19 protein-coding genes are annotated in these 15,376 nt (G+C 59.0%); 5 read left to right on the top strand and 14 right to left on the bottom strand.

The window, feature by feature from the left end; translation table 11 throughout:
* Nucleotides 1-96 precede the first annotated feature (96 nt).
* The 5 genes from FHT85_RS02950 to lgt all read right to left on the bottom strand — a co-directional run bounded on the left by FHT85_RS02950 (nucleotide 97) and on the right by lgt (nucleotide 5,165).
* Complete coding sequence (locus FHT85_RS02950; RefSeq protein WP_112411604.1) at nucleotides 97-978, bottom strand: hypothetical protein; 882 nt, start codon at nucleotides 976-978, stop codon at nucleotides 97-99.
* Nucleotides 979-1,033: 55 nt separating this feature from the next.
* A complete protein-coding gene (locus tag FHT85_RS02945; protein WP_112411605.1) occupies nucleotides 1,034-2,185 on the bottom strand; it encodes a M24 family metallopeptidase in 1,152 nt (383 codons plus the stop codon).
* Between the two features lies 1 nt (nucleotide 2,186).
* A complete protein-coding gene (gene pgeF, locus FHT85_RS02940) occupies nucleotides 2,187-2,969 on the bottom strand; it encodes a peptidoglycan editing factor PgeF (RefSeq protein WP_112399078.1) in 783 nt (260 codons plus the stop codon).
* 134 nt (nucleotides 2,970-3,103) lie between these two features.
* On the bottom strand, nucleotides 3,104-4,201 hold the full coding sequence (locus tag FHT85_RS02935; RefSeq protein WP_112411606.1) for a class I SAM-dependent methyltransferase: 1,098 nt from the start codon (nucleotides 4,199-4,201) through the stop codon (nucleotides 3,104-3,106).
* Nucleotides 4,202-4,277: 76 nt separating this feature from the next.
* The gene (gene lgt / locus FHT85_RS02930; protein ID WP_162709699.1) at nucleotides 4,278-5,165 is read right to left on the bottom strand and encodes a prolipoprotein diacylglyceryl transferase; all 888 of its coding nucleotides are present in this window, start codon (nucleotides 5,163-5,165) and stop codon (nucleotides 4,278-4,280) included.
* 263 nt (nucleotides 5,166-5,428) lie between these two features.
* On the opposite strand from lgt, the gene FHT85_RS02925 reads away from it, so the two are divergent.
* The 4 genes from FHT85_RS02925 (at nucleotide 5,429) to FHT85_RS02910 (ending at nucleotide 7,783) form a co-directional block, all read left to right on the top strand.
* Entirely contained in the window at nucleotides 5,429-5,689 is a 261-nt protein-coding gene (locus FHT85_RS02925; RefSeq protein WP_015340603.1) for an accessory factor UbiK family protein, read from the top strand.
* A 390-nt stretch (nucleotides 5,690-6,079) separates the two neighbouring features.
* Nucleotides 6,080-6,580, top strand: a complete 501-nt coding sequence (locus FHT85_RS02920; protein WP_041677603.1) for a YbjN domain-containing protein — start codon at nucleotides 6,080-6,082, stop codon at nucleotides 6,578-6,580.
* Between the two features lies 1 nt (nucleotide 6,581).
* Nucleotides 6,582-7,421, top strand: a complete 840-nt coding sequence (gene proC / locus FHT85_RS02915; RefSeq protein ID WP_112399075.1) for a pyrroline-5-carboxylate reductase — start codon at nucleotides 6,582-6,584, stop codon at nucleotides 7,419-7,421.
* Between the two features lie 20 nt (nucleotides 7,422-7,441).
* On the top strand, nucleotides 7,442-7,783 hold the full coding sequence (locus FHT85_RS02910; RefSeq protein ID WP_112399074.1) for a tRNA-binding protein: 342 nt from the start codon (nucleotides 7,442-7,444) through the stop codon (nucleotides 7,781-7,783).
* Between the two features lie 33 nt (nucleotides 7,784-7,816).
* Here FHT85_RS02910 and FHT85_RS02905 read toward each other — a convergent pair whose 3' ends face one another.
* The 6 genes from FHT85_RS02905 to FHT85_RS02880 all read right to left on the bottom strand — a co-directional run bounded on the left by FHT85_RS02905 (nucleotide 7,817) and on the right by FHT85_RS02880 (nucleotide 12,671).
* Entirely contained in the window at nucleotides 7,817-8,398 is a 582-nt protein-coding gene (locus FHT85_RS02905) for a DUF1349 domain-containing protein (RefSeq protein ID WP_112411607.1), read from the bottom strand.
* A gap of 12 nt (nucleotides 8,399-8,410) precedes the next feature.
* Nucleotides 8,411-9,793, bottom strand: coding sequence for an ATP-binding protein (locus FHT85_RS02900; RefSeq protein WP_112334330.1), 1,383 nt, complete (start codon nucleotides 9,791-9,793; stop codon nucleotides 8,411-8,413).
* 22 nt (nucleotides 9,794-9,815) lie between these two features.
* Nucleotides 9,816-10,517 (bottom strand): response regulator, encoded by a 702-nt coding sequence (locus FHT85_RS02895; protein ID WP_015340597.1) that lies wholly within the window; start codon nucleotides 10,515-10,517, stop codon nucleotides 9,816-9,818.
* A 75-nt stretch (nucleotides 10,518-10,592) separates the two neighbouring features.
* Complete coding sequence (locus tag FHT85_RS02890) at nucleotides 10,593-11,063, bottom strand: MarR family winged helix-turn-helix transcriptional regulator (RefSeq protein WP_181476084.1); 471 nt, start codon at nucleotides 11,061-11,063, stop codon at nucleotides 10,593-10,595.
* Between the two features lie 459 nt (nucleotides 11,064-11,522).
* Nucleotides 11,523-11,786, bottom strand: a complete 264-nt coding sequence (locus FHT85_RS02885) for a hypothetical protein (protein WP_112399071.1) — start codon at nucleotides 11,784-11,786, stop codon at nucleotides 11,523-11,525.
* Nucleotides 11,787-12,032: 246 nt separating this feature from the next.
* Complete coding sequence (locus FHT85_RS02880; protein WP_112399070.1) at nucleotides 12,033-12,671, bottom strand: DUF1236 domain-containing protein; 639 nt, start codon at nucleotides 12,669-12,671, stop codon at nucleotides 12,033-12,035.
* 248 nt (nucleotides 12,672-12,919) lie between these two features.
* Here FHT85_RS02880 and FHT85_RS02875 point away from each other — a divergent pair, with 248 nt between their 5' ends.
* The gene (locus FHT85_RS02875; protein WP_112334333.1) at nucleotides 12,920-13,564 is read left to right on the top strand and encodes an MBL fold metallo-hydrolase; all 645 of its coding nucleotides are present in this window, start codon (nucleotides 12,920-12,922) and stop codon (nucleotides 13,562-13,564) included.
* A gap of 42 nt (nucleotides 13,565-13,606) precedes the next feature.
* Here FHT85_RS02875 and FHT85_RS02870 read toward each other — a convergent pair whose 3' ends face one another.
* The 3 genes from FHT85_RS02870 to FHT85_RS02860 all read right to left on the bottom strand — a co-directional run bounded on the left by FHT85_RS02870 (nucleotide 13,607) and on the right by FHT85_RS02860 (nucleotide 14,978).
* On the bottom strand, nucleotides 13,607-14,125 hold the full coding sequence (locus FHT85_RS02870) for a nucleoside kinase (RefSeq protein ID WP_112411608.1): 519 nt from the start codon (nucleotides 14,123-14,125) through the stop codon (nucleotides 13,607-13,609).
* Between the two features lie 51 nt (nucleotides 14,126-14,176).
* Nucleotides 14,177-14,614 carry a BA14K family protein gene (locus FHT85_RS02865; protein ID WP_112411609.1) on the bottom strand — a complete coding sequence of 146 codons (438 nt, stop codon included), beginning with the start codon at nucleotides 14,612-14,614 and terminating at the stop codon, nucleotides 14,177-14,179.
* Nucleotides 14,615-14,762: 148 nt separating this feature from the next.
* The gene (locus tag FHT85_RS02860) at nucleotides 14,763-14,978 is read right to left on the bottom strand and encodes a cold-shock protein (protein WP_004116423.1); all 216 of its coding nucleotides are present in this window, start codon (nucleotides 14,976-14,978) and stop codon (nucleotides 14,763-14,765) included.
* Nucleotides 14,979-15,376 lie beyond the last annotated feature (398 nt).

Genomic DNA, 15,376 nt, shown 5'->3' with positions numbered 1-15,376 from the left:
GCCTATTACCAACCTGATAGCCGCGCTTTTAACCGCCTTGCTCTCGAATGCAAGAGGCAGAGGCCCGTTAGCTTCATATTTCTGAAAAGCTTTTAGCTATCCACCGTTGGATTCGCGCCAGGAATTGAAATCCGACATGGTTTTGGTGGCAATTTTCTGCATAACCGTTGGAGGAACGGCCGACCAAGGATCGCCACGCTTCAGAGGCGCGCTTTCCGAGCCCTGGATGCGATGGACGCGGTTGCCATTGCTGTCCAATACATCCCAGACGTAGGTCACGGAAATCTGCGGGCCATCTTCAAAGGCGGAAAGATAGCCCTTGAGGATATAGGCGGCACTGGAATCGCTTGAGCTCTTGATCGTCAGGCCGAGCGAGCGGGCGTCGGCACCAAGCTGGCGCGACAGCGGCGTGACGGCTTCGACCGGCGCGCCGATGATCGGAAGAAAGCGTACGCTGTTGCCGCCGGCTGCGGCTGTGGGCGGCAGAGCCGCCTGTTGATCCGGCTGCTGTTGATCTGGCTGCGGGTCGTCGGCAGTCTGTTGTTGCTGCTGCTGCGGTTGTGGATCGTCCGACAGGCGCCGGTCGGCCTCGCGCTGCTCGTCGGCTTCCGAAAACTGATTGTTAGATGGAGCGATGGAGGCGGTGCGGGAACCGTCGAGCGGGCGAGATGCATAGGGATTGGTGCCGTTCGATCTCAGCGCCGAGGCCTGGTCGTCGAGCGTGCCGCTGCCGCCGTAGTTTTGCGGCTGATAGGCCTGCTGCGAGGTCTGCTGCTGATAGCCGTAGCTCTCCTGCGCGCTTTGAAAGGTTTGGCGGTGCTGAGGCGTCGAAGCCATACGCTCGACATCCCGTTGGGTTACCGGGCTGGAGCCGGCATCACCGATGGCTTCGGGCGGCGTCAGGGCGTCCGTGGTGTTGCAGGCGGAGAGCGCTAGGCAAAAGCCGGCGACAATCAACGTTATCCTGACCACTCCCATTGACGCGATCCTTTCTCCCGACGGTCTGACCGTCCAGGATCGCTATCTTACGCCCCTAACGGTTAAGAAATTCGAGAGGGTGGCGGGAAAGGGCTTTCGGGGCCTGCGAGGTCGTCAGATAGGTCTGACCGAGTGTCATGGCGGTGCCGCTGTCGGAATCCATGATGATCATATGCACGAAGAGCGACATGTTCTCCTGGATCTCAAGCGGATTGCCCATGTGGAACATCTCGTGCTCCATCCATGAAGGCGAGAAGCGGGCGCCGAGAGAGTAGCCACAGGCGTTCAGCCGGTGGCGGCTAAGGCCGCGCTCGTCCATGATCTTGGCGTGCATGTCGAAGACGTCGCCGAAGGTGTGCCCCGGCATCAGGATTGTCTCGATTGCCTGCAGGGTTTCAAGGCAGGCGCTGTAAAGCTCGCGATGGCGATGGCTGGGAGTGCCGATGACGACCGTGCGCATCATGGCTGTGTGATAATGGGCATCGACACCGGCCCACTCGAGGGTCAGCTGGTCATCGGCATCGAGCTTGCGACGGCCGGACTTATAGCGGCAGAGCAGGGCCTCCGCGCCAGAGCCGATGATGAATGCATTGGCGGGATAATCGCCACCGCCGGCAAAGACGGCACCCTGCATGGCTTCCAGAATGTCTGACTCATCCGCGCCCACCTTAACCAGAGACAGGGCAGCGTCCAAGGCGTCGTCGGCCAATGCTGCGGCGCGTTCGACATGGATGATTTCCGCCGGGCTCTTCGTCAGACGCAGGCGGCTGATGAGATAGGAGGCGTCGACGATCTGGCCGAAGCTCGCCAATTGCTGGTCAAGCAGCCGGGCGATGCGTCCGGTCATGCCATGGGTGTCATATTCGATGCCGATACGGGCACCGAGAAGATCGAGATCCGACAATAGTTCCTTGAGATCGAGTGTCGGATCGGCGTTGACGCGATCGACCCAGATGCGGATGTCGGTGATGACGGAAGTCAGCTGCGCCTGGCGCAGATCGGCCGAGCGCGTCATCAGCGTCAGAGATCCATCCGCCTTGACGACCAGTGTCTGGAAAAAGCAAAAGCCGAACGTATCGTAGCCGGTGAGCCAATACATGCTCTCCTGTGCGAAGAGCAGCATGGCATCGAGTTTTTCTTCCTGCATTCTCGCCAGCAGGCGTGCCAGACGAGCATCGAATTCGCTGCGTTCGAAATGCAGGGCCATATTAACTTGCCTCCCCGATAGCGATGGCGGAAATCTGACGCCCGTAATCCGGCTCCTTCGCATGCGTCGTGCGACGATAGGAGAAGAAACGCTCCGCGTCCGGATAGGTGCAGAGGTTCAGGCTTTCGGCGGTGACGCCCGCCTTGCGCAGGCGATCGACCGTGAGGGACGGCAGATCGAACATGGCATGGCCTTCGCGCTCAGAAGGGGCGAAATATTTGGCATAACCGGGATCGTGAGCAAGGAAGCGTTCGACAAATTCGGGGCCGACCTCATAGCTCGCCTGGCTGATAGATGGGCCGAGGCCGGCAATGATGGCGTCACGCCTTGCGCCGAGCGTCACCATCGCATCGATGGTGTTTTCAAGCACGCCGGTCAGCGCGCCCTTCCAGCCGGCATGGGCTGCGCCGATAACCCGGTTTTCGGGATCAGCAAAAAGGATCGGGCCGCAATCGGCGGCGAGCACGCCGATGGCGATGCCCGGCGTGGCCGTCACCATCGCATCGGCCTGCGGCCGGCTGCCGTCGTAATGCGCACCGATGGTCACGACATCGGGCGAATGTATCTGATGCACGGTGGCGAGCCGCTCGACCGGCAAGCCGAACCAGCCGGCAACACGGCGCCGGTTTTCCTGCACGCGCTCGCGATCGTCATGCGAACCGAGCCCAACGTTCAGCCCGCGATAGAGGCCCTCCGACACACCGCCGGCGCGGGTGAAATAGCCGTGGCGAATGCCCCCAGCCTCGGCGGCGCTCAGCAATGTGCTTGCAAGTGGTGTCGGCAACGAGATGTCCCTTGATAATCTTGATTGACCTATCGTGCTTGAGATAACGCAGCCGCGGCGAAGCAGTTCGATCATTGAGGAATGTTGGCCCAGCCCGATGCACGCTGTCAATCCGAAGGATTGGTGGTCAAGTCTCAGCTGACGGGACGAAAGGGCAGGAGATCGATCGCAGGGCTGGAGACTGCCAGCACCTTGAAAAGCTCCCCCATCTTGCCTTCGCCGGCGCCGGCAAGCCGCTCTACCGCGACGCTGATATTCTCCTGCGTTGCTGCATCCTGGTCGCGGCCGAGGGCGGCTGCACGCTCCAGCAGACCGAGCCCGACAAGAAAATCGCCCTGATGACAGCAGCCGTTGATATGCAGGCCGGAGGCGAGCGCCGTCTGGGCCAGATGCTGAAAATCGACATGGCTGGTCAGGTCGGCTTCGCCGGGGTGCTCCAGCGGCGAATCGTATTCGTGCATGCGGACGGCCTGCAACGTATCGCCGAAGCTTGTCGCCATATGACCGTAGTCGATGGCAAGCGCCGTGCCGCCATGGGCGGCAAGCCTGTCGCAGATCGTCGTCATGACGGCCTGACGGGCGGGCGCAATTTCAAAGATCGTGCCGATCGGCGGCAGGCCACCGTCGGGAAGAAGCAAGGGGTCGAGAGTCGCGACGCCTGTCGTGAAGGTCAGCTCGTCGCTGATGTCGAGACCGACCATACGCTCGCGAAAACCATTGGCGGTGCGCACGAACTGGCGGATCGGAATGGCGTCAAAAAGCTCGTTGGCGGCGAGCAAGGTGAAACCCTCAGGCACCTCGCCGAAATCCGTATGCCAGGAAATTTTGGCGCCATACGCTTCCAGGGTTTGCCGCTGGAAGCCCTGCAGGCGTTCACTGGTCTCGACGAGATGCACCGTCATGACATCGTAAAGCGGCGGCGCCAGCTTGCTGATGACGCGCAACATGTCGGACATCATCGTGCCGCGGCCGGGACCGATCTCGACGAGGCGCACCTCGGCCGGCGTTCCATGCCGCTGCCAGGCATGCACCATGAAGACGCCGATCATTTCGCCGAACAACTGGCTGATCTCGGGTGCGGTGACGAAATCGCCGGATTGGCCGAAGGGTTCACGCGTCTTGTAGTAACCATGCACGGGGTCGGCGAGACACAACGAAAAATAATCCGTGATGCTCAATGGTCCGTTGGTGCGGATGATGGCTTTGATTTTTTCCCCGAGCGCCGTCGTCATTCTTTGCTTTCGCTAGTGCGTGATCCTGAAAGGCTGGGAGCCGTTCCTGAAAGGATCCCGCGTATTGAACTCCACCTCAAGCCATCTGCCTTGCCGCCGCCTGCCGGGCGCGGATGACAGCCCATAGGCCGATGGCAACCATCGGAAGCGATAGCACCATGCCCATCGTCAGCCAGTTCGTGCCGAGCAGATAGCCGAGCTGCTCGTCAGGCTGACGGAAGAATTCGACAAAAATACGCGAGAAGGCATAGCCGATGACGAAAATACCGCTGACCGTACCCGGCTTTTTCAATGCCAGCGCCCAGCGCGTAAGCATAAAGAGAATAAGGAAGAGGATGATGCCTTCGATGCCGGCTTCATAAAGTTGGCTCGGGTGCCGCGGGTCTGGGCCTGCAGGGCATACGCCATTATGGGCGGCGATCACATGTGGGCTGCAGAAGACCATCGCCCACGGAACGTCGCTGGCCCGACCCCAAAGCTCGCCGTTGATGAAATTGGCGATACGGCCGAAGAATAGGCCGATCGGCGCGACGGCGGCGACGATATCGAACAGGCTCCAGGTGGGGATCTGGTTGCGCCTTGCGAACAAGATCATGGCGATAGTCGTGCCTATTAATCCGCCGTGGAAGGACATGCCGCCATTCCAGACCTCGATAGCGCGGATCGGATTGGCGATCACCGGGTCGAGATCGTAGAAAAGGATGTAGCCGATGCGGCCGCCGAGAACGATGCCGAAGGCGACCCAGAGAATGAAGTCATCCAGATGCTGGCGCGTCATCGGTGCAGTATCGTTCTGCCAGAGTTTGCCATTGTCGACCAGCCGCCTTGCATAGAACCAGCCGAGCAGGATGCCTGCGACATAGGCAAGCCCATACCAATGGACTGAGATCGGGCCGAGGGAGACGGCGATGGGGTTGATGTCCGGGAACGGCAGGATGGCGGCGAGATTGGCGGATGTCAGCAAGATCGTCAGGCCCGTTTCAGCATGTTCCCGAAAGCACCGTGCCATTCCGGAACGGGGATCATGCTATATAGCTAAATGTGCGCGGAACATGGCGTTCGCTGTCGAAACGGTCAAGTCGATTGTTGATCCGGCCGAGATGGGGCTCCGGTTGTCCAGTCCTATCTCAATTTGCTTGCATCGGCCCCTTGGAAATCCTACCTCAGCACTATCTGGCCCATATCGATGCCTGACCGTTGAGGGCCGACGGCTGCAAGGAGATTGCCATGAGCACTGGACCGAACCGAATCTTGGATGAATTCGCCAAGCTGATGACCGATGCCGCCGGTGCTGCCCAAGGCGTGCGCCGTGAAATAGAGACCGCCTTCAATGCCCATGCCGAGCGCTGGCTGAACAGCATGGATATCGTCAAGCGCGAGGAATTCGAAGCCGTCCGCGAAATGGCGATCAAGGCGCGCGACGAAAACGAGGCGCTGCTGGCGAGAATCGAAGCGCTTGAAACTAAGCTTGCTTCCAAGGGCAAATAAGCCCGGTCTTACGTTTGCAGATCGGCACGGCACCCGTTTGCCGTGCCTTTTTCCTCTGAAAATTTGCGTTTGTTTTTCCACCTGTGGACATAGGCAAAAAAGCCAATCGCCAGAGTCGGTTATGACTCCCTTCTGAATAGACGTCGGAAGAGCTTTCCACAGTGCCGTTTCCAAAATCACCGTTCAGGGGCTGGCATGCCGGGCATGCCGCTATACACTGATTTTAAATGATGATTCGAAACGGACTTGGTAAGCCCCGGGCATGGTGGAAGCGTTAGTCTGGCAGCCGTTCAACATCATCCCGAGGATGTTTCCGGAGTAAAATTGTTTGCGTTCTTTCAGTGTCGAGCCACGGGAAAACTGCAACCGATCCGGTCAAGAAGGTGCTGCATGAGCCTTATGGAAATGGAAGCCGAACGACAATCGAACCCGGTCGACATGATCGAATTCGTCGCTGCCAACAACGATTGGTCGTTCGAACGGTCCGGCGAGGACGAACTCGCCATGACCGTCGAGGGACGATGGACCGACTATCACGTCTCGTTCTCCTGGATGGAGGAGTTCGAGGCGCTGCACATAGCCTGCGCGTTCGACGTCAAGGTTCCGGATCCCCGGGTCAACGAGGTGATCAAGCTCCTGTCCTGCATCAATGGGCAGGTGCTGATGGGTCACTTCGATCTATGGCGTCAGGAAGACATCGTTATCTTCCGCCAATCGCTTCTCTTGTCGGGTGGGGCGGAACCCACCAACCGTCAGGTGGAAGTGCTGCTTTCCAACGCGCTTGACACCTGCGAAGCTTACTATCAGGCTTTCCAATTCGTTGTATGGTCCGGCCTTGACGCGAACCGCGCCATGGAAGCCGTACTTTTTGAAACGGTAGGCGAAGCGTGACATGACAGGCGAACAATCCGCCAATGCATTCGCAGCCTCCGGTCCGATCGTCCTGATCGGCGCCGGTAACATGGGCGGGGCATTGCTGACGGGGTGGCTGAAAAACGGCGTGCCGGGATCATCCGTCATCGTTGTCGATCCAAACCCTGCCGAAGCGATGCGGAAAATGATTGCGGATGCCGGCGCAAGCCACGTCACTGAAGTGCCGAAACGCGTGACGGCGGGAGTTCTCTTCATAGCCGTCAAGCCGCAACTGATGGATGCAGTCCTGCCGCCGTTCAAGCCGCTTGTGGGCGAGACGACGGTCGTCGTCTCCATCGCGGCCGGCAAGACGCTGTCCGCGCTTGAAACGCATCTGGGAAAAGCGGCCATGGTGCGCGCCATGCCGAACACGCCCGCTATGGTCGGGCGTGGTGTGACGGGCGCTTTTGCCAATGCACGCGTGAGCGACGGCCAGCGGCAGCTGGTTCAAAACCTGTTGAAGGTATCCGGTCCGGTCGAATGGGTGCCCGGCGAAGCCGATATCGATTCGGTGACTGCGGTTTCGGGCAGCGGCCCGGCCTATGTCTTCTATCTCGTGGAATGCATGGCGGAGGCGGGTCGAAAGCTTGGCCTGCAGGCGGACCTCGCCATGCGGCTCGCACGGGAAACCGTCGCGGGGGCTGGTGAACTGTTGCACCAGTCTCCCGACGACGCTTCGCGCCTGCGCCAGAACGTGACCTCTCCCGGCGGCACCACAGCTGCGGCGCTGAGCGTCCTGATGGCGGAGGATGGCATGCAGCCGCTGTTCGATGAGGCCCTTGAGGCGGCGCGCAAGCGGGCACAGGAATTGGCCGGCTGAGTTTTCTATAAAGGCAGGACATGGCGGAAGAGATCACTTACGGCGATTTCGAGCGGGTGGACATCCGTGTTGGGACGATTATCGAGGCGGAAACTTTTCCGGAAGCGCGCAAGCCCGCTTACAAGCTCAGGATCGATTTCGGGCCGGAGATCGGCATCAAGCGTTCCTCCGCGCAGATTACCGTGCACTATACGCCGGAAACCCTTGTCGGCCGGCAGGTGCTGGCGGTCGTCAATTTTCCGCCGCGTCAGATCGGTCCGGTGCGCTCCGAAGTGCTGACGCTGGGCTTCGAAGACGAATCCGGCGCGATCGTTCTGGCCGCGGTGACCCAGCCGGTGCCGAATGGCAAAAGGATGATGTGAGCCTTTCCCTTTCGCAATAGGAGAGGGAAGGCGTCAGTGAATATCCCGTGAAACCGGGTCGGTCAGGCTGAAATCGAGGAATTCCGCTTCGAAGCCTTCGCGTTGCGGCGAGCAGAAGGCCGGGCCGACCAACACTTCCTCGAGCATCGGATCGAACCAGGCGAGCCTTGCCATCCGCCATTCGCTCATGCGGTCGGTGCGGTACTGGATGAAGAGGGCGTCACCGTTGCGGGTGACCCGTGCCGACATGGCATCGAACTCGTGATCGAGGCGGAAGGCGGACCAATCGGAATTGCGATTGGTGACGACGACGCTGAAATGCCTGGCGCCGTCGGTATATTCTATCCCGCATTTCATCCAGTGCCTGGCATCATGGCGGACCATCAGGCCGGCCTGATCGTAAAGCTCGCGATAATGCCCGACGAAGGTGACTTCGGCGGTAAAATCGCCCCGGCGGGACGTTCCAAGAAAATGACCGTCGTCGCGGTGGAAGCCGTAATAGGTTTCCTGCCAGAAATCGGTCTTGTTGCCGGATTGAACGAACAGGCGTCCCTGGTTCACTTCCCACATAGGCGGCGTGTTCAACCAGTGCATGCCCTCGATATCGATCGGCATATGCTCTCTCCCTCAGGCAGGAATGCGGATGGTGGCGCGCAAGCCCCCAAGCGGGCTGTCGCCGAGCGTGACGTTGCCGCCATGGCTGCGGGCGATGTCGCGCGCGATGGCAAGGCCGAGACCTGTGCCCGATTTGTCGAGATTGCGGGCTGAATCCAGCCGGAAGAACGGTTTGAAGACGTCGTCTCGCGCGGCGACGGGAATGCCGGGGCCGTCATCATCGAAGATGATCGTCAGCCATTTAGCACTGTGCCTGGCTTCCACGCGGAGGCTGTTGGCATAGCGTCGTGCATTGGTAGCGAGGTTCGTCACCAGACGGTTGAATGCATTCGGCCGGACGGAGATTTCGTCATCCCCTTCAATGGAGAAGCTCATGGACTTGTCGTGCAGCGTAAAGTCCTGCCGGATCTTTTCGAGGATATCGCTAAGCTTGAATTGTCCGACATCTTCTTCGGCTTCGCCGCGCGCGAAGGCCATGTAGCCCTCGAGCATGCTTTGCATGTCCTCCACGTCTTCGCTTAGGCCGACAAGATCCGGATTTTCGCCCACAAGGGCGAGCTGCAGCTTGAAGCGGGTGAGAACGGTGCGTAGGTCGTGACTGACGCCGGAAAGCATCGCCGTGCGCTGTTCGATCTGCCGTTCGATGCGCTCGCGCATCAGGATGAAAGCAAGGCCCGCGCGGCGTATTTCGTCGGCACCGCGGGGAGAGTAGTTTTCCAGGCGCTGGCCCTTGCCGAAGCTTTCCGCCGCCTGAGCCAGCGCCAGGATCGGGCGGATCTGGCCGCGCAGGAACAGGACGGCGATGCCGATCAGCACCAGCGAGGTGCCGACCATCCATAGAATGAAGATATGGGTGTTCGAGGCATAGGTCTGGCTGCGCTTGGCGAAGACGCGCAGCACCTTGTCCGGCAGTTTGATGCGGATTTCGACCAGACTGGAGTTGCCGACGGTATCGATCCAGAAGGGTAGATTGATCTGTTCCTTTATCTCGTCGCTCAAAATGCCATCGAGGATCGAGAAGAAGGGCTTTTCGCGCGGCGGCGGCAATTCGCCCCCGGGTTCGATCGATATGCTGAGGTCGAGCTTTTGCCGCGCTATCTGCGTTATGGCGGAATAGTCGGCATCCTGCGGATAGGTCTGGATGATGGTGATGATGGCGGCGATGTCGCGCGTGGTCGCCATCGACAGCCGCTGCGTCACCATCTGCCAGTGGCGCTCCATGAAGACGACGGTAACAACCGCCTGCAGAATGATCATCGGCAGGATGAAGATCAGCAATGAGCGGGCGTAGAGGCCGGTCGGCAGGATATAGCGACGCATCCAGCGCGAAAGCCACCGCAATCCGTTGGACGGCGTGTGATCCTGGTCGCGTCTGATGGAATCGAATGTCACCATAATCTGGTCCCGCGGGCCGATCTCAATCTATGCTCAGGCGATAGCCGATACCACGCACCGTCTGCAGCCAGATAGGGTTGGCAGGGTCATCTTCAATCTTGCGACGCAGCCGGTTGATCTGCACGTCGATCGTCCGCTCTCCCACTTCGGCGTCACTGCCGATGAGTTCATGGCGCGGGATCGTCTCGCCCGCGCGCTTGGCAAAGAGCAGCATGATTTCCTGCTCGCGATCGGTAAGCCGGATAAGTTCCGCGGCCTTCTTGAGCTCCTTGCGGGTGAGCGAAAAGGTGTACGGCCCGAACATGACCAGTTCGATCTTCGGGGAATCGGCGGGCGCATTGCGCCGCAGGATATTGTTGATGCGCAGCACCAGCTCACGCGGGTCGAAGGGTTTCGGCAGATAGTCATCCGCGCCGGCCTCAAGGCCGGCTATGCGGGAATCGGCTTCGGCCAGCGCCGTCAGCATGATGATCGGAATGTTCTTGATGGCGCGCAGGCTCGACGTCAGCGCAATGCCGGATTCGCCGGGCATCATCACATCCATGATGATGAGATCGAAATCGAGCCCTTCCAGCTTGCGGCGCGCTTCGGCGCCATCGGCGGCAGCCGTGACGCGGAAGCCCTTCTCCATAAGATAGCGGTTGAGGAGGGCGCGGATACGGGTATCGTCGTCCACTACCAGAAGATGTGCTGCATCATCCGAAATTGCTGCTTTTGTCGTCATTCGATCAATCTCGATCCTGTCCTACCCGTCGGTTTCGTTGACGCATTCCATTCCGGCCCCGCAGACTGGATGCTGTCATTTTACGGTCTGCATTCCTCTCAGGAAACGCTTCACGCTTTCGCGCGTCGCTTCGGACGCGCCTTCGAATGCCCTTTCAATGCGGCGCGATTGGGGCTCGGCCAGAGCCAGCGCCAAGTCTCTGCCGGCTTGCGTCGGGTACAGCTTGCGCTGCCGCCGGTCCTCCGGACCTGCGACCTGGCGAATATAACCCGAATCGATCAATTGTTTGAGAACCCGCGCCAGACTCTGTTTTGTGATCTGCAATGTTTCCAGAAGGTCCGCAACCGTCATGCCGGGTTCGCGGTTAACAAAATGGACGACGCGATGATGAGCCCGGCCGAAGCCGCTCTTGAGCAGAATCTGGTCCGGATCGGAAACGAAATCGCGGTAGGCGAAGAAAAGCAGCTCGATGATCTCGAAATCGATGCTTCCCGCGTTCTGCAACGGCGTGGCCAGCAGCTCCGTCTTTGCCGCATTCTGGCTCATCTGTCGTGGCACCGTGGCATTTCCTTTCCTATTATGGAGCATTCGGGAAACTTCCGCAAAAATACGTCAGGCCTGTTGACGCATTTTTACGTTGCCGCCCGGCTTCGCACAATGCCATGTTGCTCGAATGGCGCTGCTTCATGAGGAAATTAAGCGCGGTCCCAACGAAAACTCTAACATATCCTGTATTTTCGCGCACTGCCACCGGTGTTGAGACTCAGCGATTGGCCGCATGGCGAATCGGCAGATCGTCTGGGGCAAGTGGAGACGAGAGACGGACGCCTCGGGCTGGAAAGCCCTGCATATCCGACCGTCGAAGATGGCGAAAACCCTGGAGATGTCATATTTTTCCGCTCCGCCCGGCTAGAAGCACGGCTGAGGTAGCTGTGGCCAAGCAGAATGCGCATTGATCCGCACAAGCCGGGTCATTGCCAAGCCCGGCCTGCACGATCCGATTATTTACGCCTTGCGGCCGAGAACGGCGCCGACGATTGCGGAGAGTACGCCGCCGGCAACCAGCGAGGATATGCCCTGCGCGATAAGGCCGGTAAGGGCCTCGCTGCCGATCAGGTTCAGGATCAGGCCGCCTCCAAGGCCGCCGACGGCCCCGGCGATCGTTCTCGCAACAAGATTGATCCCATCCTGCTTCAAAACGGCGCTCGCGGCGTTGCCACCGATCGCACCGGCAATCAATTGCGTAATGATAGGCCCTAGACTTTCCATGACTGCCCTTCTCCCATAATTCCGGAGACGCTTCCGGATGCCCTCTCGCCGCAAACAGGTTCGATGCCAGGCAGCGGCGATAATCCCTGCTGATATTAGAATTACATCATGCATGGATCGCTGGAAATAGAAGGGCAACTCAAACGGGAGAATTCCGCAATAATTTCAGGGGAAATCCGCGGTTTGGACATGCGGCTGTCTGGCCGCATGTCAATTTCGCCATTTTATGCGGTCCCGTGAGGCGAATCAGCGGTAGACGTAGACGATCCTGCGCGTGCCGGGATCGACCAGAACCGGCTGATGGTTCACCTCGACATAGCTGTATTGATAATCCGGAATGCGGTGCACCTCCACGCTTTGCGGGACGGTGGCGCCCACGACCAGATCACCATTCAACCGAACCGTATCGACCGGGTTGTCATCAATATAGGTCCGGACTTCCTCAGGCGGGGTGACGGCGACCACATCGGTGTCATTCTCATCGACGGGACCCAGTAACTGATCGTTCGAACTTGGCTGAACGCGCCGGACGCTGCCGGTCTGGACTGGGTCTGTCTGTTCATAGGTGATGGTGGGAATGCCCAGGTCATCGCGGTGGTCCTGGACGACGACCGAGGCGCCATTCTGTTCCACGCTTAGATATTGCGCATAGACCCAGCCCCGCATGCCGTTGACATCGACCCGGCACCAGCGGCTGCCCTCGACGCAGCCATCCAGAGTGGCTTCGGACCCTCGTGTGGCGACGCCGACTGTGGGGAATTCCGCGCCTGGACCGGAACGAACTTCGATATCGGTGGCGGTCGTTGCGGCCATCTCGGCCTCGGCGAGACCCGCACTGCCGAGAAGGACAAAGCTGGCCAGCAACAGATTTCTTTTCAAGGACATTGGTTTTCTCCTTCTGTCTTGAAAGACTTCTCTTCAACGCTTCGGATGCTTCGGTGTTCCGATTGGCCAGGTGAGAGCAATGTGACAATCAATCGAAAATCAGAATAACCGTATGGAATAACTTGCCCTTCCGGAATTTCACGAGGATGGTCTTCGTTACCCGCGCCACTTTGCAGCCTACAGGGGCTGTTTTACCTGGAGTTTGCCGCTATACCGGCGACAAGACGATCAAACAGACGAGGCGCTCCATGGGCATGCTCCAGGCCGGCATCATTCCGGTGACCCCTTTCGAACAGAACTGCACCATCCTGTTCGATCCGGAGACGAAGGAGGGCGTGGTGGTCGATCCGGGCGGTGATGTCGATATCATCCTACAGACGGTGCGCGAGAACGGCCTTACTCTGAAGGCCATCTGGCTGACACACGGCCATATCGATCATGCCGGCGGTGCCGACGAGGTGCGCGAAGCGCTCGGCATCGAGGTGATCGGTCCCCATGAAGACGACCGCTTCCTGCTCGAGGATATCGAAGCCAAGGGCAAGATGTTCAACATCAGCGGCGTGCGCAACGTCACGCCGGACCGCTTTCTGAAGGAGGGGGACAAGGTCTCCTTCGGCGAACATGAGTTCGAGGTTTTCCACTGCCCCGGCCATGCACCGGGTCACGTCATCTATGTCAACCGGAAACAGGGTTTCGCCCATCTCGGCGACGTGCTGTTCAACGGCTCGATCGGCAGAACGGATCTGCCCGGCGGCAATCACCAGCAGCTTTTGGAATCGATCCGCGACAAGGTCTTTCCGCTGGGCGATGAGGTAGGTTTCATCTGCGGCCACGGACCTGGAAGCCGCATCGGCGATGAGCGCCGCAGCAATCCCTTTCTGCGCGGATTATGAGGAAAGCTCCGCTCGCTTGCTAGCGGCCATCCGGCCGCTTTGCTAACATTTCGAGAGAATATCATCGACAACGCTGGCGAGCGGCGCGGTGGCGTCAATGGTCACCGCGTTCTTCGGAACATCCTCCTGCGTCGCGTGCAATCGCATGATGACATCTCGCTCGGCAGGCCTACCGCCAAATTCGTCTTCCGGCCTGCTGGCAAGGCGGTGCCTCAGCGTGTCCAGATCGACATTCAGAACGAAGATTTTATCGAACAGATCGATAAAGCGATCGAAATTCCGGGAGCCGCCGCAGAAGAAGGAGATCGGGTGGCTTCGATCAGCGGCCAGGGATTTGACCTTGCCGACATCCCAAAGTTGATGTCTGTGCCCGAAGGCCACATCCGCAATGTGCTTCTGAAGGGCATAAGCATCCAGCGGTTCACCCGTCTTCGGATCGCCCTTATAGGCCAATTCCCGGTCACCATGGATCACATGATGCCCGCGCCGCTGCAGTTCGGCGGCAACAGCGGTCTTGCCGGTTCCTGAAACACCTTCGATCAAATAGTTCTTGATGCCCATTTGAAAGCGGTGCCTTGGTTCCTGCATTCTCATGCGGGGGTACGGTCGAAATCAATCGGCCGTGCAGAAATGGCGCATGCCGTCATAGCCGGCATAGGTGCCGGAGCGGCTGTCGAAGCTTCTATAACGGTCGTAGCAATAACGCATCCACGCCGGCGACCAGGGACGCAGGCCATATGCCGGCGGCGGCGCGTAATAACTGACGTTACGCTCGACATAAACACGGCGCGGCGGTGGACGATAATTATAGGCCGGAGGAGGCGCATCATAGTCCGGATCGACATAGGCCGGGGCCGGCTCGACGTAGCGCGGCTGGCTGGCAATGGCGGAGCCGACGATCAAGCCGGTTGCAAGCCCCGCAGCGCCGAGCGCCCAACCATCGCGGTTGTGATGGCGCCAATATTCATCGGCGGAAGCAGCGCTCATCGAAGCGACTGTCACCGCCGCGGCGACAGCGGACATGACGAGCGTTTTGCCGAGTATGGTCATTGGCCTGTCCTCTAACGGAGGCGGGATAAAAATTAGTCCCGCTCTTTCATGGAAGGCAAATTATATGGGGCAAACTGAATGCAGACTGAATGACAAAACCCGGCATTGCTGCCGGGCCTCAACTCGAATTTGATAACCGTAGGGTGTCTCAGCCAGCAATCTGCAGATTGACGGCCTTCGGTCCCTTGCCGCGGCGATCCGGTTCCGTGTCGAAGCTTACCTTCTGGTTTTCCGACAATCCTGCCAGACCAGAAGCCTGAACTGCAGAAATGTGTACAAAGATGTCTGCGCCACCCTTGTCCGGTTTGATGAAACCGAAGCCCTTATCGGTATTGAAAAACTTTACAGTGCCAGTCTCGGCCATGCCTCAGGTCCTTTTCTCTCTGCCCACCATCCACACGGGCAGCATTACTTCAGTTGCCCTTGCGGGCGCTTGCAGGCAGTTCTCGAAATTTGAAGGAAAAGGTCCCCGTAACTCGGCATGGACGTGATGCGATGTTTGCCACCCCGCTTCTCGACCAAGCTGACCGGAATATTAGCGTTTCCGGCTCGCAATTCTATTAGGACTTCCCATGCTCTAAAAATGCCCGAACACTGTTGAGAGTGCTGTGTTTAGGGGAAATTGGCAAGCAAAAGTTTTTTAACGTGGCACAACGAGCACAATACCGTAACGCGAATATGTTAAGGCGATTCGCAAATTTTCCCATTTTGAAACAGGTTTCTAAGGGTTTTGCATCGTCCACGATATAGTTTTGACAAAAT

It is taken from the genome of Rhizobium sp. BK312, from assembly GCF_014193605.1.
Classification (GTDB): Bacteria; Pseudomonadota; Alphaproteobacteria; order Rhizobiales; family Rhizobiaceae; genus Rhizobium.
Note: the sequence above shows the minus strand (reverse complement) of the source record. Positions and strands in the feature narration are given on the sequence as shown.